This window comes from Serratia sp. EWG9 (assembly GCF_019913725.1).
In the GTDB taxonomy this organism is placed as follows: domain Bacteria; phylum Pseudomonadota; class Gammaproteobacteria; order Enterobacterales; family Enterobacteriaceae; genus Serratia; species Serratia ureilytica.
Map to the genome: position 1 here is coordinate 876,547 of NZ_JADNRO010000001.1, position 20,874 is coordinate 897,420.

21 protein-coding genes and 1 pseudogene are annotated in these 20,874 nt (G+C 61.1%); 10 read left to right on the forward strand and 12 right to left on the reverse strand.

Going from position 1 to position 20,874, the window contains the following annotated elements; genetic code table 11:
• Positions 1-247: 247 nt before the first annotated feature.
• From ITX55_RS04150 to ITX55_RS04175, 6 genes are all read left to right on the forward strand, one after another.
• Positions 248-781, forward strand: a complete 534-nt coding sequence (locus ITX55_RS04150; protein ID WP_042784243.1) for a fimbrial protein — start codon at positions 248-250, stop codon at positions 779-781.
• An 89-nt stretch (positions 782-870) separates the two neighbouring features.
• Positions 871-1,593 carry a molecular chaperone gene (locus ITX55_RS04155; RefSeq protein ID WP_033642746.1) on the forward strand — a complete coding sequence of 241 codons (723 nt, stop codon included), beginning with the start codon at positions 871-873 and terminating at the stop codon, positions 1,591-1,593.
• Between the two features lie 20 nt (positions 1,594-1,613).
• Complete coding sequence (locus ITX55_RS04160) at positions 1,614-4,145, forward strand: fimbria/pilus outer membrane usher protein (RefSeq protein ID WP_164057138.1); 2,532 nt, start codon at positions 1,614-1,616, stop codon at positions 4,143-4,145.
• A gap of 27 nt (positions 4,146-4,172) precedes the next feature.
• Complete coding sequence (locus tag ITX55_RS04165) at positions 4,173-5,513, forward strand: fimbrial protein (RefSeq protein WP_047026270.1); 1,341 nt, start codon at positions 4,173-4,175, stop codon at positions 5,511-5,513.
• Positions 5,510-6,262 carry a molecular chaperone gene (locus ITX55_RS04170; protein ID WP_232094298.1) on the forward strand — a complete coding sequence of 251 codons (753 nt, stop codon included), beginning with the start codon at positions 5,510-5,512 and terminating at the stop codon, positions 6,260-6,262. Before ITX55_RS04165 ends, ITX55_RS04170 begins: the two co-directional genes overlap by 4 nt.
• A 44-nt stretch (positions 6,263-6,306) precedes the next feature.
• Positions 6,307-7,173, forward strand: coding sequence for a hypothetical protein (locus tag ITX55_RS04175; protein WP_108680523.1), 867 nt, complete (start codon positions 6,307-6,309; stop codon positions 7,171-7,173).
• A gap of 5 nt (positions 7,174-7,178) precedes the next feature.
• Here the strand turns inward: ITX55_RS04175 and ITX55_RS04180 are convergent, their stop codons facing one another.
• From ITX55_RS04180 to ITX55_RS04200, 5 genes are all read right to left on the reverse strand, one after another.
• A complete protein-coding gene (locus tag ITX55_RS04180; protein ID WP_046686880.1) occupies positions 7,179-7,772 on the reverse strand; it encodes an ATP-dependent Clp protease proteolytic subunit in 594 nt (197 codons plus the stop codon).
• A 45-nt stretch (positions 7,773-7,817) separates the two neighbouring features.
• Positions 7,818-8,147, reverse strand: coding sequence for an SRPBCC domain-containing protein (locus ITX55_RS04185; protein ID WP_164057139.1), 330 nt, complete (start codon positions 8,145-8,147; stop codon positions 7,818-7,820).
• The gene (locus tag ITX55_RS04190) at positions 8,144-8,458 is read right to left on the reverse strand and encodes a helix-turn-helix transcriptional regulator (protein WP_033642736.1); all 315 of its coding nucleotides are present in this window, start codon (positions 8,456-8,458) and stop codon (positions 8,144-8,146) included. Before ITX55_RS04190 ends, ITX55_RS04185 begins: the two co-directional genes overlap by 4 nt.
• Before the next feature lie 110 nt (positions 8,459-8,568).
• Positions 8,569-8,994, reverse strand: coding sequence for a universal stress protein (locus tag ITX55_RS04195; protein ID WP_108680521.1), 426 nt, complete (start codon positions 8,992-8,994; stop codon positions 8,569-8,571).
• 147 nt (positions 8,995-9,141) lie between these two features.
• Positions 9,142-9,660: a hypothetical protein gene (locus tag ITX55_RS04200; protein ID WP_108680519.1), complete on the reverse strand. Its 519-nt coding sequence runs from the start codon at positions 9,658-9,660 to the stop codon at positions 9,142-9,144.
• Positions 9,661-9,896: 236 nt separating this feature from the next.
• On the opposite strand from ITX55_RS04200, the gene metQ reads away from it, so the two are divergent.
• A complete protein-coding gene (gene metQ, locus ITX55_RS04205; protein ID WP_108680517.1) occupies positions 9,897-10,712 on the forward strand; it encodes a methionine ABC transporter substrate-binding lipoprotein MetQ in 816 nt (271 codons plus the stop codon).
• Between the two features lie 46 nt (positions 10,713-10,758).
• On the opposite strand, the gene ITX55_RS04210 is transcribed toward metQ, so the two are convergent.
• From ITX55_RS04210 to ITX55_RS04230, 5 genes and pseudogenes are all read right to left on the reverse strand, one after another.
• Complete coding sequence (locus tag ITX55_RS04210; protein WP_108680516.1) at positions 10,759-11,523, reverse strand: SDR family oxidoreductase; 765 nt, start codon at positions 11,521-11,523, stop codon at positions 10,759-10,761.
• 137 nt (positions 11,524-11,660) lie between these two features.
• Positions 11,661-12,580, reverse strand: a pseudogene (locus ITX55_RS04215) (sugar ABC transporter substrate-binding protein).
• A gap of 65 nt (positions 12,581-12,645) precedes the next feature.
• On the reverse strand, positions 12,646-13,686 hold the full coding sequence (locus tag ITX55_RS04220) for an ABC transporter permease (RefSeq protein WP_033652114.1): 1,041 nt from the start codon (positions 13,684-13,686) through the stop codon (positions 12,646-12,648).
• A gap of 15 nt (positions 13,687-13,701) precedes the next feature.
• Positions 13,702-15,186 (reverse strand): sugar ABC transporter ATP-binding protein, encoded by a 1,485-nt coding sequence (locus ITX55_RS04225; RefSeq protein WP_033642731.1) that lies wholly within the window; start codon positions 15,184-15,186, stop codon positions 13,702-13,704.
• 75 nt (positions 15,187-15,261) lie between these two features.
• Positions 15,262-16,191 carry a sugar ABC transporter substrate-binding protein gene (locus tag ITX55_RS04230; RefSeq protein ID WP_033652022.1) on the reverse strand — a complete coding sequence of 310 codons (930 nt, stop codon included), beginning with the start codon at positions 16,189-16,191 and terminating at the stop codon, positions 15,262-15,264.
• A 496-nt stretch (positions 16,192-16,687) separates the two neighbouring features.
• On the opposite strand from ITX55_RS04230, the gene ITX55_RS04235 reads away from it, so the two are divergent.
• The 3 genes from ITX55_RS04235 to dcuR all read left to right on the forward strand — a co-directional run bounded on the left by ITX55_RS04235 (position 16,688) and on the right by dcuR (position 19,981).
• Positions 16,688-17,530, forward strand: a complete 843-nt coding sequence (locus ITX55_RS04235; protein WP_033642729.1) for a class I fructose-bisphosphate aldolase — start codon at positions 16,688-16,690, stop codon at positions 17,528-17,530.
• A gap of 125 nt (positions 17,531-17,655) precedes the next feature.
• Positions 17,656-19,269: a sensor histidine kinase gene (locus ITX55_RS04240; protein WP_033642728.1), complete on the forward strand. Its 1,614-nt coding sequence runs from the start codon at positions 17,656-17,658 to the stop codon at positions 19,267-19,269.
• Positions 19,262-19,981, forward strand: a complete 720-nt coding sequence (gene dcuR, locus ITX55_RS04245; RefSeq protein WP_033642727.1) for a two-component system response regulator DcuR — start codon at positions 19,262-19,264, stop codon at positions 19,979-19,981. Before ITX55_RS04240 ends, dcuR begins: the two co-directional genes overlap by 8 nt.
• 37 nt (positions 19,982-20,018) lie before the next feature.
• On the opposite strand, the gene ITX55_RS04250 is transcribed toward dcuR, so the two are convergent.
• Both ITX55_RS04250 and ITX55_RS04255 read right to left on the reverse strand, forming a co-directional pair.
• A complete protein-coding gene (locus ITX55_RS04250) occupies positions 20,019-20,354 on the reverse strand; it encodes a hypothetical protein (protein ID WP_047575793.1) in 336 nt (111 codons plus the stop codon).
• A gap of 33 nt (positions 20,355-20,387) precedes the next feature.
• Positions 20,388-20,813, reverse strand: a complete 426-nt coding sequence (locus tag ITX55_RS04255) for a hypothetical protein (protein WP_089191557.1) — start codon at positions 20,811-20,813, stop codon at positions 20,388-20,390.
• Positions 20,814-20,874 lie beyond the last annotated feature (61 nt).

A 20,874-nucleotide genomic window follows, 5' to 3' on the forward strand; every position in this document is an offset into this window, starting at 1 on the left:
TATAGATCTATTTTCTATTTTGTATGATATAAGCGAAAATGAAAGCAAATGTAACAACAGGAGTCATCGCCTTATTGCCTTATTCAAAATATCTATAGGGAAAATTCTTAGTTTGTTAGGATGAAAATCCATGTTTGCCGACGCGTTTAAAAAACAATTGCGCAACATGATTAATCAACAACCGCACGTCAGTAAATTATTACTGTCAGGAAAGCTTTTCTCTAAAGTAAATTAAAGGGCATTTCACATGAATGTTAAATTAGTCGCATTATCCATGCTGGCTCTCTCCGGCGCCTGTGCGGCCGCCTCGTCCAATACGGTGCAATTTAAAGGCGAAGTCAGCACGCAAACCTGTTCGGTGAATATTAACGGCAACCAATCCAACCCGGTTGTTCTGCTGCCGACCGTCGCCGCCAGCCAGCTCGCCACCAAAGGCGCCACCGCCGGCGACACCACCTTTACCGTTAACGTCACGGGCTGTGCGGCGGCAACCAGCGATACGGCGATCAAAACCGTGCTGGCGGGCAACAACCCGACAGTTAACGGCAACCTGGGCAACGCGGGCGATGCGGCCAAGGTTTCCATTCAACTGCTGGACAGCGACGCCACTACGCCGTTGTCATTCGCCAGCGGCTCTACCGTCACCACGTCGGCGATGACGCTGGCGAAAGACGCCACGTCCACCTCGCAGAACCTGGTGGCTCGCTACTACGCGGAAGATACCGGCGTAGCGGCCGGTTCGGTGATCGCCACCGCCCAGTTCGCCATTACCTACAGATAAGCCGGCGTCAGGCGCCATACCTGTTGATGACAGCGCCGTTCCTTAGCGGACGGCGCTGAATGACTCGCTCCTTTTATCGGTTCACGTTTATGCAGCAGATAACCCGTTACGCCCGCCGTTGGGCCGCCCTATCGTTTTGCCTGATGAGTTTTGCCGCCAGCTACGCGTCGGCCAGCGTCACGCTGCTCGGCAATCGCGTGATCTACCCCGCCGAGGCGCGGGAAAAAACGCTGCAATTCACCAATGACGACGGCGCCCCGGCGCTGATGCAGATCTGGCTCGATATCAATAACCCCAAGTCCACGCCGGAAAACGCCGACGCGCCTTTTGTCGCCTCGCCGCAAATCTTCCGCATGAATCCGCACAGCGGGCAGATGGTGCGGCTGTCGTTCGTCGGCCAGCCGCTGCCGCGCGATCGCGAATCGCTGTTCTACCTCAACTTCCTGCAGGTGCCCGCCGTGCGTCAGACGGACAGCGACAAGAACAAACTGCTGCTGGTGGTCACCAATCGCCTGAAAGTGTTCTATCGCCCGGCCGGGCTGGCCGGCGACGCCAATCACGTCATCGATAAGCTCAGCCTGCGCCAGGTCGGCAACGCGCTGCGCGTCGACAACCCGACCGGCTACTACGCCAACGTCAGCCAGGCCGCGATACTCAGCGGCGCAAAACGCACCGCGATCCCGCAGGCGGACCTGATCCCGCCGTTTTCGCAGGCCAGCTGGCCGGTGAACGGTGAGGTGCGGCAGATCGCGCTGCGCGTCATCAATGACTATGGGGTGGAAATCACACGCACCCTGAACGTCGCGCGCTGAAACCAGACAGGGAGGTTTTCATGTTCGATGCTCGCAAGGCGACGCCGCTTCCCGCACGCTGGTGTTGCGCGCTGCTGGCGCTGCCGCTGGGCTGCGCCGCCGCCGATGGCTACACCTTCGATCCCGCGCTGCTGCGCGGCAGCGTGCTGAGCAACAGCGCCCTGAGTCAATTCAACCAACAGGACGCCGTCGCCCCCGGCAGCTATCAGATCGATCTGTACCTCAACGGCCAGTTTCTCGAGCGCGATCAAATTCGTTTCGTGCGCGATGGCAAGCAGGTACTGCCCTGTTTCGATCGCGCGCAGCTGACGCGCTTCGGGCTGAAAAATCCGCCGGCGGCCGAAACGGCATGCCTGCTGCCCGGCCGGGATCTGAAGGACATCACGGTGAACGCCGATATCTCGCGGCTGCGCCTGGATCTGAGCATTCCGCAGGCGCTGTTGAACGGCCAGCCGCGCGGCAGCGTCAATCCCGCCAGCCTGGACGGCGGCGAATCGATGGTCTTCGTCAATTACAACCTCAACCAGTACCACGTCAGCTACCGACAGGGGCAAACCCGCGACCTCGACTCGACCTACGCCAACCTGAACGGCGGGTTCAACCTCGGGCTCTGGCGCTACCGCCAGCAATCCAGCTACCGCTACGATCGGGAGTTCGGCGGCCACCTGGACACCAGCCGCCGCTACGTGCAGCGCGCGATCTTGCCCTGGCGCAGCGAAATGCTGCTGGGCGAAGGCTTTACCGACGGGCACTTCTTTTCCGGCCTGGGCTTTCGCGGCATTCAGCTCAGCTCGGACGATCGCATGCTGCCGGATTCACAGCGCGGCTATGCGCCGGTGGTGCGCGGCGTGGCGAAAAGCAACGCGCGCGTGACGGTGCTGCAGGGTAAAAGCACGCTGTACGAAACCACCGTGGCGCCGGGGCCGTTCGCCATCAACGATCTGTACGCCACCAACTACGCCGGCGATCTGACCGTGGTGGTGACCGAGGCCGACGGCAGCGTCAGCACCTTCACCGTGCCGTTCGCCGCGGTGCCGGAATCCATCCGCCCCGGCCAGTCGCGCTACTCCGCCATCGTCGGCCGTTCCCGCTACGTCGGCGATAACGATCTGTTCAGCGAAGTGACCTGGCAGCACGGCCTGACCAACGCCCTGACCTTCAACATCGGCAACCAGCTGGCGGACGGCTATCAGGCGATGATGCTGGGCGGCGTGTACAGCAGCGAACTGGGCGCCTTCGGCATGGACACCACCTATTCCCACGCCAGCCTGCCGGACGGCGGCGCCTCAGGCTGGATGCTGCATCTCTCTTACAGCCGAACCTTCAGCCCGACGGACACCACCTTATCCATCGCCGGCTACCGTTACTCCACCGAAGGCTTCCGCGATCTCAGCGACGTGCTCGGCGTGCGGCGCGCCGCCGTCACCGGCCAACGCTGGCAGTCCGATTCCTACCGCCAGCGTTCGCGTTTCGAGGTGGCCGTCAATCAGGGCATGGGCGCGTTCGGCAGCTTGACGATGTCCGGCTCGACCCAGGACTACCGCGATCAGCGCGGCCGCGACAATCAGCTCCAGCTGGGCTGGGGGAAAACCTTCGGCAACGGCGTGGCGCTTAACCTCTCCGTCACCCGCACCCGCAGTCTGGGCTACAGCAACGGCGACTATCGCGGCTACGGGCCGTTGGATAACGTCTACAGCGCGCCGCTGGCGCAGAACACGCAAACCGTCACTGCCCTGTCGCTCAGCTTCCCGCTCGGGCGTTCGTCATCCGCCCCCAGCGTCTCGCTGCTGGCCAACCACAGCCAGGGTCAGGGCGGCAACTATCAGGCTGCGCTGTCGGGCAGCGTCGGCGACGAACAGCCGGTCAGTTACGGTCTGAACTTCACCACCGACGACGATCGCCAACAAAGCATCTGGGGCGGCAACCTGCAAACCCGCCTGCCTTACGCCAACGTCACCGGCTCGTTCTCCACCGCGCGCCAGTATCGACAAGGCTCACTGTCGCTGCAGGGCGCGGTGGTGGCGCACCGCGGCGGCGTGACATTAGGGCCGTATGTCGGTGATACCTTCGCCCTGATAGAGGCGCCCGGCGCCAACGGCGCGCAGGTGATGGGCGGCCAAGGCGCGCGCGTCGATCGCTTCGGCTATGCGCTGGCGCCGGCGCTGGTGCCCTATCACTACAACACCGTCGCGCTGAACCCCGAGGGCATGAATGATAAAGCGGAACTGGAGGACGGCCAGCAACGCGTCGCCCCGTACGCCGGCGCCACGGTGCGCCTGCGCTTCAACACCGTGCGCGGCCAGGCGCTGCTGATTACCGCACAGCGTCCCGACAACGCGCCGATCCCGATGGGCGCCAACGTGTTGGACAACGCGGGCAACAGCGTGGGCATGGTTGGCCAGGCCAATCAGGTGTATCTGCGCAGCGACCGGAATGCCGGCACGCTGACGCTGAACTGGGGCGACGCACCCGGCCAGCAGTGCACGCTGCACTATCGCCTGCCCGCCGCGGAAGACAGCCCGATTCAGCGGCTCAGCGCTCCGTGCCGCTAACCCGTTTAACTTATCTCAGGAGAGACGATGAAACGCATTTCTTATCTGGTCGCCGCCCCGGCGCTGTTCGCCCTGTCGCTGTTCGGCGCGCCCGCGGCGCTGGCGCAATGCACGCGCGTCGCCCCCTGGATCGACTCCGGCTGCGATCCTTGCGGGGTGGGCACGGCGCTGGGTCGGGTCAATCTGACCAGCACTTATCTGCAGCCCGTCGGCACGCCGCTGGGCACCAGCGTGTTCGATCTGACCTCCGGCACCCGCTATCCCGACCCAAACAAGGTGCTGTATGAATGCGATGCCGGCGATGTTGGGCAAATTTATGAAGTCTTCGCCACCAACGGCGACGATCGCGTCGGCGGCTATTACGATCTGGGCGCCAGGGACGGCAATCCCAACTATTACGCCACCTACTTCCCTTACGTCGGCATTCGTTTGACCCATCTGGATTCCGGCAAGGTTTTTACCCGTTACTGGCAGTCGGCGCCGATTACCCGCTACGCCACCGTCGGCAACAAAATCCAGATCCGGGTGAAAGACTTCAGCGCCATCCGCGCCGATCTGATCCGCATCAGCTCGCTGCCGGGCGCGGGCGCCAGCAACTACTGCGGCTACAGCGCCGGCAACCCGCTGGTGGGCATGGCGTCGACCACCGGCAATTCGAACTATACCTGCACGCAGCCGAACGGCTATGTCACCTTTCAGGGGCCCGGCATCGCCTCGGATCCTATCGGCAGCGACTCCGCCACCAACTACGCCACCTGGGGCACCGGGCGCTGGAACGCGATGGGCATGGGTACCGCACCGATCTCTTCGCTGACCTATACCGCCACCTGCGTGGCGCGCAACGTCACGCCGCTGGTGATCCTGCCGACCCTCTCCGTCAGCCAACTGACCGCCGGGCAAACCTCGCAGGCGCAGTTCACCCTCAATATCGAATGCGACAACGCCGCCGTGTCCGGCGTCAGCAGCAACAATACCGCCCTCGGCCTGCAGGTGCCGTATGAAAGCTATGTCGCGGCGCAGCGGCTCGGGTTGGTCAGCGCCAACGGCGGCGTAAGTTACCTGCTCTCCAGCGGCTACGGCACCGACAGCAGCGTCGCCACCGGCGTGGGCATCGCGCTCGCCAACGCCGGCAACGGCGCGCCGATGAACTTCGTCGGCTGGGCGCGATGCAGCGCCGGGCAATGCCCGCAGGGTAGCGACGCCGGCTGGTATCCGGTGCTCAACGGCGCCAGCGGCGGCGGCAGCACCGCGGCGGGGTTTACCCACTACACCACCCAGCTCACCGCCACGCTCGCCCGGCTGCCTGGCCAGACCGTCACCGCCGGCAAGGTGGATGCCAGGGCCTACGTCTGGGTTAAGGTGCAATGATGAGAAAGAAATACCTGATTATGGGATGCGCCCTGCTGCTGGCGCTGGCCTCCATCGGCGCGCAGGCGGGCATCATCGCCTCCGCCACGCGGGTGATCTTTCACGAGGGCGAGACGGAAAAAACCCTGATGCTGCTCAACACCAACGGTTACCCGATCGTGGCGCAAACCTGGGTCGATAACGGTGACGTCAACGCCGCCCCCGAACTGTCTCGCGCGCCGTTTGTCGCCCTGCCCAGCGTATTCGCGCTGCAGCCTTCGGCGCTGAAAGGGCTGCGGATCCTGTTTGCCGGCGCGAACCTGCCCGCCGACAGAGAGTCGGTGTTCTGGCTTAACCTGTATGAGATCCCGCCCACCCGGCCGACCACGCCGCCGCTGGCGTCGCGCGTGACGCTGGCGATGAACACCCAGATGAAAATCTTCTACCGGCCCAGGGCGCTGAAGGGAAAAGCCGAAAACGCGGCCGAGGCCGTCTCATTCACGCTGCAAAAATCGCCGGACGGTTATCTGCTGCGCTGTCAAAACCGATCGGCGTTTTATCTCTCGTTCGCGCGTATCGCCGTGCACACCAACAGGCGCGATTACCCGGTGCGGCAAGAAAGCGACATGATGACCGCGCCATTCAGCTCGCGGGATTATCACCTCGACGGCGTTTCGGCATCCGCGCTCCCCTCTCGGGCCACCGTTCAGGCCACCCTCATCAACGACCAGGGCCAGCAGATCGTCAAGCCATACACAGCAAACCCATAACGATAAAAAGCAGCGCATTTTTTTAAGTACAGGAAATAGGGAAAATGAGTCTAAGCAGATTCCAGCTACAGTTTCATCTGGAGAAACAGGCCAACAACATCAGGCAGTCAGCGGCGTTTCACACCGCCATCGTCAAACACGGGGAATTATTGAGGGAGACCTACAAGAAGCATCCGCTGTTTTACAAAATCATTTTCAGGAACAGCCGGTTCATCATCTGCTCCACCATCCTGTCCATTTATTACCACCAGCCCGCCGCCGCGCTGAAAGACATCAAAGCCTTTTTCAAAGGGAAGAATATGATCAGCGAGAACTCCCTGGATTCCTTTCTGTTCTTTTTACGGGTCGGGCGCCGGCTGGAGGTCAAACCCTGCGAGCATGACAAACGCCAGTTGCGCTATAAGCCTACGCCGCACGCGCTGGCGGAAACCCAGGCGCTGATCGCCTCAATGGCGCGGCCTTATCAGACGCTGGCGCCACAGATGCCCATCGCGGCGCTGCTGGCGGCGCCCGACTTTCTGCCCACCTTTTTCGCCGCCTACGGGCAACTGATGCTCAAGGAGATCTACCTGATCGACCTGGTGCAACAGTCCGGGCTGTTTATCAGCAAAGACGCCGGCCACATGGTGTTGTTGATGCTGTTTATCGAAAGCATCCGACAGGACTCCCCCTTTCTGCTGCTCTCCTCGGCGAAAATCGCCAAGTCGTGTTCCGTCTCTCGCGCTCACGTGAACCGCATTCTGCAGGCGGCGGAAAAATCCGGCCTGCTGACCACCACCAATAATGTGGTGATCGAACTCAACAGTTCGTTTTTCATCATGGCGGAGCGTTATTTCAGTCTCTATTTCGCGATGGTCGAATTCGGGCTTGAACACGTTTGGCAAACGCAACAATCCGCCACGCACTCCTGAGCCCTTTACCGCGCCCGCAATACCCGATCGATCAATCCCCAGGCCGCCGCTTCGTCGGCGGTCATAAAGCGATCGCGATCCAACACCCGCTCCACTTCCTCTTCGCTCAGGCCACAATGTTGGGCATACAGCCGGATCACCCGGTCTTTGGTGCGTTTCATTTCCTCTGCCTGGATCAGAATGTCGGACGCCTGCCCCTGAAAGCCGCCCAGCGGTTGGTGCACATGCAGGCTGGCGTTGGGCAGCGCCATGCGGTGCCCCGGTTCACCGGCCATCAGCAGGAACGACCCCATCGAGCGCGCGGTGCCCATGCACAGCGTATGCACCGGGGCGCGGATATACTGCATGGTGTCGTAAATCGCCAGCCCGCTGGTGATCGCCCCGCCCGGCGAGTTGATGTACAGGTGGACCGGTTTTTCCGGGTTTTCCGCTTCCAGAAACAGCAGCTGGGCGCACAGCATTTCGGCCACGTCGTCGTTGACTTCGCCGTTGAGGAACACGATCCGATCGCGCAGCAGGCGCGAGTAAATGTCAAAGGAACGTTCTCCCCGGCTGGTCTGCTCCACCACCATCGGGACGAGCATCATCTTCTCACGCATCGGTGAACTCCTGGGTTGGCAACAAAGAGAAAGGTGTTTAACGCGTCAGGCGGCGCGCATTACCGTCGTCGGGCCATCGTTGGCGGCGTCGAGCTGGTGGATAATCCGCAGCAGGCTGCCGCCGCCGGCGTCCGGCACGATCTGCAGGGTGACGACACTTTCGAGAAACGGCGGTTGGTCGTCGCGCAGGCGATAGCTCACCGCTTCGCCCGGCGTGGCGGCCAACGGTTCTGCCTGCGCCAGATCTCCCGTCGGCAGCCACTGCTCGCGCAATTCGGGCACGCTGAGCGCTCGCCACACTTTTTCCGGCGGCGCATCAAGCGAATATTCCAACACCAGCCGTTCCTGCGGCGGCGGCTCGGCCTGTTTGTTCATTGATCCATGTCCTTCAGCAAGGTTTGCAGCGCGTCGATGCGTGCCGGCCAGTAAGCACGGTACTTCGCCAGCCACTGCGCGATCTGCGCCAGCCCCTCCGGGTCGACCTGGTAATTGACGAAGCGCCCCTGTTTCGCCTCGCGCACCAGTCCGGCATTGCGCAGCACCGCCAGGTGTTGCGACATCGCCGACTGGCTGATGGTCAGCCCTTCGCGCAGCGCGCTGGCGTTCATGCTGCCGGCGGCGAGTTTGTCGAAGATGCAGCGGCGGGTCGGATCGGCCAACGCCTTGAAGATGTCATTTTCGTTCATACAAACACATTAGTATTCACTTATGTATTATGCAACCGAGCAAGGCATTTTTTGCTGCAAAAGAAACTCCGCGCCGCAGCGCGGAGTGAATGGACGAGGCATGATCGCGCTTATGAACGGATCGGGATCACCAGCACGTCGATATTCAACTGGTTGATGGCGTTGCGGGTGGAAGAAAACAGATTGCTCCACAGATCGTGGTGATGGCCGAACACCAGCAGATCGATGTCTTTATCCACGATCGCCGTGCGCAGTTCGTCAACGAAGCCGCCGCGCCCGATAATCACTCCCGCGATCGGGTAATTGACGTTTTGCGTGGTGGGTTCCAGCTCTTTGCGGATCTTCTCTTCGAACGGCACGCCGTCGTCGCTGCGCTCAGAAAAGCCGATCGCCGCGTGGTAGGTGTCGTAGTGAACGTCCACATAGATCAGCGAGAGTTTGGCCTTCAGCGCTTCCGCCAGCAGCGCCCCCTTTTCGACCAGCCGTTTGCCGTCATCGCTCAGATCGGTGGCGATGACAATATGGTGGTAACACATAGCGCCTCCTGTCATGGACTCGGTAGAGCCGAGGCTCCGATATCACGCCGGGGTCATATCGTTATGGTTAATTTTAGTTCAGAAATGGCACTCGTGGCGGGAGGTGATGCGGTGGGAAAGCCCCGTTGCCGGGGCTGAAGGCAGAAATTACTTCTCGCGCTGCGCCTCAAACCAGACGTTGCACAACGACAGGATCAGCGTGTTGGCGTCTTTCACCAGCACGTTGTCGCCGGGCACCCCTTCGGTGCCTTGATCGGTGATGCCTTTGATAGCGATATCGGCATGCTGAATGGCCACGCGCTCGACCGACGGCGTGCTGATGCCCAGCATCGGGAAATCGATGTAGGAACTGCTGCCGGCGTTGTCCTCGACAAACTCCTGCGCCTCTACGGTGCTGACGGTAGCCCCCTCGCTTTTCAGCGCCGTGCCGTTCCAGCTGAACGCATCCGCTTTATAGCTGATCTTGCCGCCGATCAGGCTCTGCGCCTGCTGCTGATCCCAGCAACCGGCGGTTTGGGTCGGCACGATTTTGCTGACGCGCCAGTTGCCCAGCAGCTGTTTAGGGATCGGCCCGGTATCGCTCTCCGCCGCCCGAACCTGAGTCGCCGAGACGCAGGCCAACACCACCAGCGGCAGCAGCGCCTTGCTCCAAGTGTTCAATCGCATTGTCTTTTCCTTCGTTTCAGTACCCAGTCTGCCCTCGCGGGCCAGCGGCTATCATAATAAGCCCGCCGATTCGCCGTCAAAGCAATCCGCATCGCGCCGGGCGGCGGCTACTCATAGCCAATCGCTATTAGTCATAGTGAATCAGTATTTTGTTTTAGCTCAGCGATTACCTACAGTCACTGCCACTATTCTGCCCGCCTAAATTAGCAGGCAATGTTGACAAGGACCCTGGGAAAATGACATTTACGCTGAAAAACCTCACGCTGGCGCTGGCCGCCGCCGGCACGCTGTTGCTGACCGCCTGCGGCCCGACCGCACAGGACGATCACCACATCAAGGTCGGCATCAGCGCCGGCATCGATCAGTCGCTGTGGGCGGTGGTGCAGAAAGTGGCCAAGCAGAAATACGATCTGGACGTGAAGGTGGTGACCTTCAACGATTACGTGCTGCCGAACGAAGCGCTGAACAACGGCGATCTGGACGTCAACGCCTTCCAACACAAGCCGTATCTGGACAAACAGATGCAGGAGCGCGGCTACAAACTGGCGGCAGTAGGCAACACCTTCGTCTACCCGATCGCCGGCTATTCGAAGAAAATCACCGCGCTCAGCCAACTGCCGGACGGCGCGCAGGTGGCAGTGCCGAACGATCCGACCAACCTGGGCCGCTCGCTGCTGCTGTTGCAAAAACAGGGGCTGATTACGCTGAAAGACGGCGTCGGCCTGCTGCCGACCGCGTTGGACATCGTCAGCAACCCGAAAAAGCTGAAAATCGTCGAGATTGAAGCGCCGCAGCTGCCGCGCGCGCTGGACGACCAGCAGGTGACGCTGGCGATCATCAACACCAACTATTCCAGCCAGATCGGTCTGTCGCCGGCGAAGGACGGGCTGTTTGTCGAGGACAAAAACTCGCCTTACGTCAACATCTTCGCCAGCCGCATCGACAACAAAGACAGCGAGAAAGTGAAGGATCTGGTCAAGGCCTATCAGACCGATGAAGTGGCGGCCAGCGCCGCCGAAATCTACAAGGGCGATGCCGTCAAAGGCTGGTAACGCCGCGCGTAGGGCCCGTGGCGCCTGGCCACGGGCGATGACAGCCTCAGCCGCGCTGGATGGAAACGCCGCCGTCCACCAGCATTGCGGTGCCGGTGACGAACGAGGAAGCGTCAGACGCCAAATACAGCGCCGCCTGCGCGATCTCCTCCGGCATCGCCAACCGCTTCAGCGCGTGCAGCTGGGCCACCTGCGCCAATGCTTCCGGGGTATTGCTCATCTGCCGCCCCATCGCCGTGTCGGTGCCCCCCGGCAGCAGCGCGTTCACCCGAATGCCGTGTCCGCCAAATTCCACCGCCAGCGCCTGCGTCAGGCCGATCAGCCCCGATTTGCTGGCTGCATAGGCCGCCGTCCCGGGAAACGCCGCGGTGTGGCCGACGAACGTAGAGGTGAAGATCACCGAGCCCGCGCCGCGCGCCTGCATGGCGGGGATTTGATATTTGGCGCTGTAGTAAGCGCTGGACAGGTTGGTTTCCAGCACGTCGCGCCATTCTGACGCGCTGAGCGCCAGCGACGGCCCCAGCGGCCCCAACGTGCCGGCGTTGTTGAAGGCGATATCCAGCCTGCCGAATTCATCGACGGCCGTCGCCGTCAACCGTTCGGCGAAGGCTTCGTCGCGCACGTCACCGGCTACCGCCAACGCCCGGCCGCCCTCGCGCCGAATGTCCTCCACCAGTTCAGCCAGCAGCCGCTCGCGCCGGGCGCCCAGCACCAGCGTCGCCCCCTGCCGGGCGAACAACAGCGCCGCCGCCCGCCCGATCCCCGAACTGGCGCCGCCAATCACCGCCACCTTACCGTTCAATGCGTTCATCTCTTATCCTCACACCGTAAAAGAGCCTCAGTGTGACGCAACATCCGGCGCAGCGCTGGCCGCAAGCGGACATGCAATTGGCGCCATGAAAAAGGCGCTGCAAGCAGCGCCCCGGCAACGCGGATCCGACGGCGAACTCACGGTTTGGCCGCGTATTTCTCCTGATTGGCCGGCGTCACCAACTCGAACGGGATCCAGTAATACGGCTCAAGCTTTTCGCCGTTGATCATGCGCTGCGCCACATCGACCGACGCCTTGCCCTGGCCGACCGCATCCTGGAACACCGTGACCTGCATCTTGCCGGAGGCCAGCGCCTTGAGGCCGTCGGGCGTGGCGTCGATGCCGCCGATCAGCACGTTCTTGTCCGCTTTGCCGGCCTGCTGCAGCGCCATGATCGCGCCGATCGCCATCTCGTCATTGTTGGCGGCGACGATGTCGATCGTTTCGCCGTTGGTCAGCCAGTTCATCATCAGGTCCATACCTTCACTGCGTGAATAGTTGGCGCTCTGTTTCTGCACCACCTTCATCTTCGGGTATTTGGCCACCACCTGCTCCACGTCTTTGGTGCGCTGCAGCGCGCCGGCGTCGGTCAGGTTGCCGATCATCACCGCCACGTTGCCCTGATAGTTAGCCAGCCGCGCCAGTTCTTCCATCTGCAGCGTGCCGGACTCCCGCTCGTCGGAGCCGACGAACACCACCCCCTGCGGCAGCCTGGCGTCGCCCGGCGTGCGGTTCACGTACACCAGCGGCACGCCGGCGGCCTGCACCATTTTGGTCATCACCGGCGTGCTGGCCGAGTTGACCGGATCGACGATAATCGCGTCCACCCCGGCGCTGATAAAGCTCTGCACCTGATCGGTCTGGCGGCCGACGTCGCCGCGCGCGTCCTCAAACTGCACGGTAATGCCGCGCGCTTTGGCCTCCTTGTCGATCGCCTGGCGGATAATGGTGAGGAAGTTCTGGTCGAAATAGGCATCGATACGCCGATGGTTTGCGCCCATGCCGGCGCGGAAGCGCACAGCGCCGCCGCCAGCCACAGCCCTTTCAGAAAGTTCATGATGTGTCCCCCCGGGTAAAAAAACGCCGCCGGCCAACCTTGGCGCCGGCGGCAATTCACGGCAATCAGTGTTTTTTGCGGTTGCGACGCATGTCGATCGACACGGCGGCGACGATAATCACGCCTTTGATGATGTCCTGAATGTAAGAATCGACGCCGATAAAGGTGAAGCCGCTTTTGATAAGGCCGAGGATCACCGCGCCGATCAGCGTGCCGGTAATGCGCCCGACGCCACCCATCAGGCTGCTGCCGCCGATCACCGCCGCGGCGATGGCGTCCAGCTCATAGGACATGCCCATGCTCGACTGGCCGCTGCTGACGCGCGCCGCCAGCACCACGCCCGCCAGCCCCGCCAACCCGCCGGCGATGGTATAAACCGTCACCAGGTACTTATTGACGTTGATGCCGGAAACCCGCGCCGAGGTCATGTTGCCGCCGATGGCGTAGATGTATTTGCCATAACGGGTGTGCTTCAGCGCGATGTGGAAGATCACCGCGATCACCAGGAAGATGATCACCGGCATTGCGCCCTGGCCGATCGCCGTGAAGCCATCCGACAGGAAGCTGACCGGGTTGCCCTTGGTGTAGTACTGCGCCAGACCGCGCGCCGATACCATCATCCCCAGCGTGGCGATGAACGGCGGAATGCCGGTGCGGGTGATCAGGAAGCCGTTGATAAAGCCGCAAACGATGCCCACCCCGATCCCCGCGCCGATCGGGATCGCCGCCGGCAGATCGAGCAGCCCCGGATACATCGGCGAAATGCTGTCCGAGGTCTGCGCCAGGCTGGCCGCCACCACCGCGGTCAACGCAATCAGCGAACCGGATGAGAGATCGATGCCGGTGGTGATGATGACCTGGGTGACGCCCACCGCGATGATGCCGATGATCGCCACCTGCAGCACGATCAGCAGCAGGCGGTTCGGGTTAAGCAGGAACGACTGATCGCGCATGTACCAGCCGAGGATTTCGAAGATCAGCGCAATGCCGAGCATCACGATGAAAATACCGGTGTCTTTCGGCATTTTGCCGCTCAGCCCGGAGAACAGCGATCCCTTGCCCGTTGAATCGGCGGAGAGCGGCTTCTCAATCTTTACGTTACTCATGATGTTCACCCTTCGTTATTCTGAGGCCAGCGCCAGGATCTTTTCCTGGTCCGCGTCGTCTTTGTCCAAAATGCCGGTGATGCGGCCGCCGTGCATCACCATCACCCGATCGCTCATGCCGAGGATCTCCGGCAGCTCCGAAGACACCAGAATGATGGCGACGCCGCGGTTGGCCAGCTCGCTGATCAGGCGGTAGATTTCCGCTTTGGCTCCCACGTCGATGCCGCGCGTCGGTTCGTCAAGTATCAGGATTTTCGGCTGCGCCAGCAGCCAACGCGCGATCAGCACCTTCTGCTGGTTGCCGCCGCTGAGGTTATTGATGATCTGATCCATGGTCGGCGTTTTGATGTTGAGCTTCTTGATCTGCGCCATGCAGTCTTTGGCCATCTGCACATGGCTGACGAAGCCGTTCTTGCCGATGTATTCCGACAGGTTGACGATGCTCATGTTTTCGACCACCGACAGCACCAGAAACAGGCCGGACTTCTTGCGATCTTCGGTGAGAAACGCCAGCCCGCTCTCGATCGCCTTCGCCGGGGAATCCACCTTCACCGCCTGGCCTTCGATAAAGATCTCGCCGCCGTCCGCCGGGTGCATGCCGAACAGGCTTTCCATCACTTCGCTGCGTCCGGCGCCCACCAGCCCGGCGACGCCGAGGATCTCGCCGCGTTTGACGCTGAACGAGACGTCGTGGAACCAGCCGCTGCGGCGCAACCCGGCCACCCGCAGCACTTCCTCGCCGATGTTGTTGTTGAATTTGGGGAACATCTGCGTCAGCTCGCGCCCCACCATCATGGTGATTAGCGACTGTTTGGTCAGATTTTCGGTTTTGTCGCAGGCGATGAAGGTGCCGTCGCGGAAAATGCTCACTTCGTCGGTGATGGCGAAGATTTCGTCCATCTTGTGGCTGATGTAAATGATGCCCTTGCCCTGCTCGCGCAGCTCGCGAATGATGGCGAACAGGTGCACCACTTCACCTTCGGTCAGCGCCGAGGTCGGCTCATCCATGATCAGCACGTCGGCGTTGTAGGATACGGCCTTGGCGATCTCCACCATCTGCTGGCTGGCGATGCTCAGTTCGCCCACCAGCGTTTCCGGCCGCAGTTTGATGTTCAGCCGCGCCAGCAGCTCGCGGGTTTGTTCATTCAGCTGTTCGTGGTTGACGAACCCCAGCCGCGCCGGCTCACGCCCCAGCCAGATGTTTTCCGCCACCGTCATGTAGGGCACCAGGTTCAGCTCCTGGTGAATCATGGAAATGCCCGAATGCAGCGCCTGCAGCGTGTCGCTGAAGGTCACCGGCCGGCCTTTGATTTTGATCGAGCCCTCATCCGGGTGATAGATGCCGATCAGGCATTTCATCAGCGTCGACTTGCCCGCGCCGTTTTCGCCCATCAGCGCATGCACGCTGCCGGGTTTGATTTTAATCGAGACCTTATCCAGCGCTTTGACGCCGGGGAACTGCTTGCTGATGCCTTCGGCCTCAAGAACATAAGGGTACATACCGCTTACCTCCGCACTGACCCACGTTTTCTGCCGCGGGCGCTCAGGTGGAGCGCCTGCGGCAGGCTTCAAGGCTTATTTTTTGTTTTTATCGGCGAATTGCTGGTAATTGGCCTGGGTGATCAACTGATAAGGGATCAGCACGTTGCTCTCCACCTTCTCGCCTTTCACCAACTGAACGGCGGTTTGCACCGCGCCTTCGCCCTGGCCTTTGGCGTCCTGGAACACGCTCAGCGCCAGATCGCCTTTTCTGATGAATTCCAGCGCATCGGGCGTGCCATCCACGCCGGCCACCCGCACGCCGGACTTTTTAGCCTGCTTGAGCGCCAGGATGGCGCCGATGGCCATTTCATCGTTGTTGGAGGCGATGGCGTCGATCTGCTGGCCGGTCAGCACCCAGTCAGTGGTGATATCCACCGCATCTTTACGCGTCCACTTGGCGGTTTGCTTATCGACAATCTTGATGCCGGGATAGTTGGCCGCCACCTCTTCCACGCCGCGGGTGCGGTCGCGGGTCGATTCATTCGACAGTTCCCCCATCAGGATCATCACGTTGCCCTTGCCGTTCATCAGCTTGGCTAACGCTTCCATCTGCAGTTTGCCGGCCAGCTTGGAATCGGAGCCGACGTAGGCCATGCCGGCCGGGAGCGTCACTTCCGGCTTGCGGTTGACGAACACCAGCGGGATCTTGGCGTTCTCGGCCAATTTGATCATCGGCTTGACGCCCTGGGTATCCACCGGGTTGAGGATGATGGCGTCGACGCCCTGGCTGACGAAGTTTTCGATTTGTTGAATTTGTTGCGCGATGTCGCCCTTGGCGTCTTCGAACTGGCCGCTGACGTTGCCGTCGGCTTTCATTTTGTTTTGCATCGACTGGCGCAGAATGGTGAGGAAGTTGTCATCGAAGTAAGCCATGGAAACGCCGATCTTGATGTCTTTCGCCAACACGCTGGCCGGCAGCATGCACATCAGTACGGAGGCGGCGATCAGTTTCTTCAGCTTCATGTTCGTTACCCTTTAATCGTTAGAATGAAGTGGTCTGTTGGTTGACAGCTAATGAAAGATATTTTTTACATTCAAACAACATTACGGTCGGTGTTATCCCTTTGATACGGCGAAATTACCGCGTTATCCCCGTATTAAGGCCGTGAACAAAATGGTGATCGATATCTCAAAATAGATTAAAAACAATCAATTGAAATAAACCCCTGGTAGAGCAAGCCGCGTCTTCGCCGCTTTTTTAAATGTTTATTTCATAATTGAGATTATTGAAACTTTTTAACCCAAACAAGCGAAACATGCGTTTTGGAATGGCTTATTAACAAAAACATGACACGGATCTAACAAATGCAGTGAAAGCCATCGGGTAACGCGCCCCGCGCGTGCGCCACGCCGGGCGTCGGCAAAAACTGCGAGCGGGCGCGCAGTTTGCGGTTTCCGCGTTTCCCGACCATCCTTACTCGGCAATAATGGACATATCCCTATCTCAGGAGGACCTGACATGCAGCTCAGCAGTAAGGTGCGGATGAACCGCCTGTTCAATAACGGCAAGTGCCTGGATGTGGCGATCGATCACGGCATCGCCAACGAACCGGATTTCTTAATCGGTCTGGAAGATATCGAACGGGTGATGGGCAACCTGATCGCCGCGCGCCCCGACGCCATTCAGGTCAACTACGGCCAGGCGGAGCTGCTGCAGCGCGCGCCGCAGCGCGAAAAGCCGGCGCTGGTGATGCGCACCGACGTCGGCAACGCCTATAACGCCGCACGCCACCGTGAGATGTGGGCGGTGTTGCACAACCCGGAAGCGCCGATCCTCGCGGCACTGCAAATGGACGCCGCCGCGGTGGTGGTCAATCTGTATATGATCCCGGATGAACCCGGCATTTTCCGCCAGTGCGTAGAGAACATCGGCCGCCTGCGCCACGCCTGCGATCGCTACGCCATGCCGCTGATGATCGAACCGCTGGTGATGGCCCCGGCCGGCCAGGGCGCCGCCTACGGGTCGCTCGGCGACGTGGAAAAGATCGTGCCGCTGGTGCGGCTGGCGCGCGAACTGGGCGCCGACATCATCAAGGCCGACCCGACCGAACGGGTGGAAGATTTCCACCGCGTGGTGGAAGCGGCGCGCTGCCCGACGCTGGTGCGCGGCGGCGGCAAGGGGGAGCTGGGCCCGGTGCTGGAGAAATCCGCGGCGCTGATGGCTCAGGGCGCGTCCGGCATGGTCTATGGCCGCAACGTGTATCAACACAGCAATCCGTCGCAGGTGGTGCGCGCCCTGATGGCGATCATCCATCAAGGCGCCAGCGGCCAACAGGCGCTGGAGATCTACCACCAGCAGTGACCCGCTTTTGTAACTAAAATAACCCCTTCGCGACCCGGCAGCATGCTATAACCTGCTGCCGGTAACTGCAGCTTGCCTCATTCCTCGCTAGAATACGCCGTGATATCGCCATTCGGAGAACCGCCATGCCAAAACAACGGGTGCCGCTCAAGCTGAGCACCTCCATCACGCTGATGGTGTCTGCCATCATCGCTTCGGTGCTGCTGGTGGTGTTCGCGCTGTTTTTCGTGCAGATGAGCCGCGAAGGGCAAGATCAGCTGCAGCAAAAAGCCATCGCGATCGCCAACACGCTGGCGCTCTCGAGCACCGTGATAGACGGCCTGCAGCGACGCGATCAAAGCGGCGCCGTGCAGCGCTTCGCCGAGCAGGTGCGCCATCAAAACGAGCTGCTGTTCGTGGTGGTGGTGGATATGCAGGGCATCCGCTATTCGCATCCCAAACCCTGGCTGATCGGCAAACATTTCATCGGCGAAGATCTGGCGCCCGCGCTGCAGGGCAACGTCAACAGCGCCATCAACCGCGGCACGCTGGCCCCGGCGCTGCGGGTGTTCGTGCCGGTGTATGACGAGCAGCGGCGGCAAATCGGCGTGGTGGCGCTCGGCATCGCGCTGGACACCGTGCAGCGGGTGGTGGCGGAAAGCCGCTGGATCATCTATTGGACCATCGCCTTCGCCGCGCTGGTCGGCAGCCTGGGCACTTTTTTCCTGGTCTCCGCGCTCAAACGCATCATGCTGGGTTTCGAGCCTTACGAAATCTCCACCCTGTTCGAGCAGCGCAACGCCATGCTGCAGTCGATTAAAGAAGGCGTGATCGCGGTCGATAATGATTCCCGCATCACCATCGTCAACGACGAGGCCAAGCGCCTGCTGCGCCAGAGCGGCCCGGTGGAAAACCTGCTGCTGGACGCCGCCAGCAAGCATTGGCCGGCACAGCTGCATCTGGCGGAAGTGCTGGCCAGCGGCAAACCGCTGCGCGATCGACAGATCAGCTTCAACGGCAGCGAACTGCTGACCAATACCGTGCCGGTGATCGTCAACGGCCAGGTGACCGGCGCCATCGCCACCTTCCGCGACAAGACCGAGGTCAGCCGCCTGCTGCAGCGCCTGAGCGGCATGGCGCACTACGCCGATGCCCTGCGGGTGCAGTCGCACGAATTTATGAACAAGCTGCACGTGATACTCGGCATGCTGCACATGAAGGCTTATCAGCAGTTGGAAAACTACATCATCAATACCGCCAGCAACTACCAGGAAGAGATCGGCGCGCTGCTGCGCAAGATCCACTCGCCGGAAGTGGCGGGCTTCTTCATCGGCAAGATCAGCCGCGCCCACGAAGCCGGCATCGAACTGACCATCGAGGAAACCAGCCTGCTGCCGGAAACCGACGACGCGGAAACCACGCACGTGCTGATCAGCGTGCTCGGCAACCTGATCGAAAACGCCATCGACGCCATCGACGGCGTTGAAGGCCACGAGATCGGCCTGAGCTTCCATCACCACGACGATCAATTACACTGTATCGTCAGCGACGACGGCCCCGGCATCGATCCGGCGATCGCCGCGCACATCTTTGAACACGGATTTTCCACCAAGGGAACGGGACGCGGCATCGGCCTTGCGCTGATCCGCAGCCATCTGGAGAAACTGGGCGGCGGCATCGATGTCGAGTCCGAACCGGGCGAGCTGACCCAATTTTTCGTGCACCTTCCCTATCAGGCCAAGAGCGAAACCCATGATTAACGTACTGATTGTCGACGACGACCCGATGGTGGCGGAGCTGAACAAATATTACCTGAGCCAGATCGGCGGTTTTCACTGCCAGGCTACGGTCGCCACCCTGGGCCAGGCGCGCGCCCTGCTGGCCGACGCCAGCGTCAGCATCGATCTGGTGCTGCTGGATATCTACATGCAGCAGGAGAACGGGCTGGATCTGCTGCCCGGCCTGCGCGAGCTCGGCGAGAAGACCGATGTGATCATCATCTCTTCCGCCAGCGATGTAAACACGGTGCAAAAGGCGCTGCACTACGGCGTGGTGGATTACCTGATCAAGCCGTTCCAGTTCAGCCGCTTCAAAGAGGCGCTCAGCCACTATCGGCAACAGTCGCAGCTGCTGGCGCAGCGCGAGTTTTCGCAGGCTGACGTCGACAGCCTGCTGCGCCGCCAGCCCGGCGGTCAGGAGAGCAAAAAGCTGCCGAAGGGCCTGACCAGCATCACCCTGAGCACGGTCTGCGAGTGGATAGAACAGCAGCACGACAGCGAATTCTCCACCGACAACCTGGCCAACGCCATCGGCATTTCGCGGGTGTCCTGCCGCAAGTACCTCATCTACCTGGCGGAAAGCGGCATTCTCGGCACCCGCATTCTGTACGGCGCGACGGGCCGCCCGGTCTATCTGTATCAGCTGAAGCCGGATGCGATCGCCATGCTGAAAGAGCATTGCCGCCCGGCATAAACGACGCCGGGCGCTGCAAGCGCCCGGACGTTGAAAGCTAGAAGTTGTACATGTAACACCTCGCCTCGCGGTGAGGATCTTTCGAGTGTATCCGCAGGCAGCGCCGCTTTTTCTGCTGTTGCTCCAGGTGACGCTGCTGCCGCTTGGCGGCTTCTGCGGCCTCGCGCTGCTGTTCGCGTGCAATCGCCTGCTCATTGGCCTGCGTCAGGCTGTCGACATTCCACACCTTGTGGCGCAGCGCGCTGCGTTTTTTCTGGTACTCCTCGGGGACTTTATTGTCCTTCGGCGGCGCCGCGTGGTATTCCAAATCCACCCGCGCCTGCGCAAAGCAGGCGCAACACAGGGCCACGCCGGCCAACACTAGCCTTTTCATCGATAAACTCCTGACAAATCCCTGTTCTCATCTTTAGCAATTCAGCGGCCGGCCATTCAGCCAGGCGCGGCAATAAACGCCGACAAACGGTCGATGCGGCCCCGTCAGAGACGTCCGCCGCAGACGCAGCGACAGGCAACGGACGATATCGGCACCCTGCTCACAGGCCGTTCGGGCGCTCTGATGCCCCTGCGCGGAAGGTCTCGCCGCTTCCTGCGTTTGCAACCGGATTTCCAACGCTTCCCGCTCCGCACGCAGCAGCGCCAGCTGCATGCGCTCCGCCTGAATCTGTTCAGCCAACCAAATATGCTGCAACAAGCCATCCAGCCGCGCCGGACACCCCGCCGCAGAGGGACTTTCCGTCGAGGCGCCGGGCGAGGAATGGCGATCGATGAACGCCTGACTGCAAAATGAGGCCAGCAGCGCCAGCGCCGCAGCGATTAACGAAGGTAGTTTCAATACACAAGCTCCATGAATAAGCCGACTGGGGCGCGCCGCGAAAAACGACGCAGAGAACCGT

Bases quoted from the DNA above. Each gene is read 5' to 3' on its own strand.
- ITX55_RS04150 (WP_042784243.1), top strand. From the start codon at position 248: ATGAATGTTAAATTAGTCGCATTATCCATGCTGGCTCTCTCCGGCGCC.
- ITX55_RS04155 (WP_033642746.1), top strand. From the start codon at position 871: ATGCAGCAGATAACCCGTTACGCCCGCCGTTGGGCCGCCCTATCGTTT.
- ITX55_RS04160 (WP_164057138.1), top strand. From the start codon at position 1,614: ATGTTCGATGCTCGCAAGGCGACGCCGCTTCCCGCACGCTGGTGTTGC.
- ITX55_RS04165 (WP_047026270.1), top strand. From the start codon at position 4,173: ATGAAACGCATTTCTTATCTGGTCGCCGCCCCGGCGCTGTTCGCCCTG.
- ITX55_RS04170 (WP_232094298.1), top strand. From the start codon at position 5,510: ATGATGAGAAAGAAATACCTGATTATGGGATGCGCCCTGCTGCTGGCG.
- ITX55_RS04175 (WP_108680523.1), top strand. From the start codon at position 6,307: ATGAGTCTAAGCAGATTCCAGCTACAGTTTCATCTGGAGAAACAGGCC.
- ITX55_RS04180 (WP_046686880.1), bottom strand. From the start codon at position 7,772: ATGCGTGAGAAGATGATGCTCGTCCCGATGGTGGTGGAGCAGACCAGC.
- ITX55_RS04185 (WP_164057139.1), bottom strand. From the start codon at position 8,147: ATGAACAAACAGGCCGAGCCGCCGCCGCAGGAACGGCTGGTGTTGGAA.
- ITX55_RS04190 (WP_033642736.1), bottom strand. From the start codon at position 8,458: ATGAACGAAAATGACATCTTCAAGGCGTTGGCCGATCCGACCCGCCGC.
- ITX55_RS04195 (WP_108680521.1), bottom strand. From the start codon at position 8,994: ATGTGTTACCACCATATTGTCATCGCCACCGATCTGAGCGATGACGGC.
- ITX55_RS04200 (WP_108680519.1), bottom strand. From the start codon at position 9,660: ATGCGATTGAACACTTGGAGCAAGGCGCTGCTGCCGCTGGTGGTGTTG.
- metQ (WP_108680517.1), top strand. From the start codon at position 9,897: ATGACATTTACGCTGAAAAACCTCACGCTGGCGCTGGCCGCCGCCGGC.
- ITX55_RS04210 (WP_108680516.1), bottom strand. From the start codon at position 11,523: ATGAACGCATTGAACGGTAAGGTGGCGGTGATTGGCGGCGCCAGTTCG.
- ITX55_RS04220 (WP_033652114.1), bottom strand. From the start codon at position 13,686: ATGAGTAACGTAAAGATTGAGAAGCCGCTCTCCGCCGATTCAACGGGC.
- ITX55_RS04225 (WP_033642731.1), bottom strand. From the start codon at position 15,186: ATGTACCCTTATGTTCTTGAGGCCGAAGGCATCAGCAAGCAGTTCCCC.
- ITX55_RS04230 (WP_033652022.1), bottom strand. From the start codon at position 16,191: ATGAAGCTGAAGAAACTGATCGCCGCCTCCGTACTGATGTGCATGCTG.
- ITX55_RS04235 (WP_033642729.1), top strand. From the start codon at position 16,688: ATGCAGCTCAGCAGTAAGGTGCGGATGAACCGCCTGTTCAATAACGGC.
- ITX55_RS04240 (WP_033642728.1), top strand. From the start codon at position 17,656: ATGCCAAAACAACGGGTGCCGCTCAAGCTGAGCACCTCCATCACGCTG.
- dcuR (WP_033642727.1), top strand. From the start codon at position 19,262: ATGATTAACGTACTGATTGTCGACGACGACCCGATGGTGGCGGAGCTG.
- ITX55_RS04250 (WP_047575793.1), bottom strand. From the start codon at position 20,354: ATGAAAAGGCTAGTGTTGGCCGGCGTGGCCCTGTGTTGCGCCTGCTTT.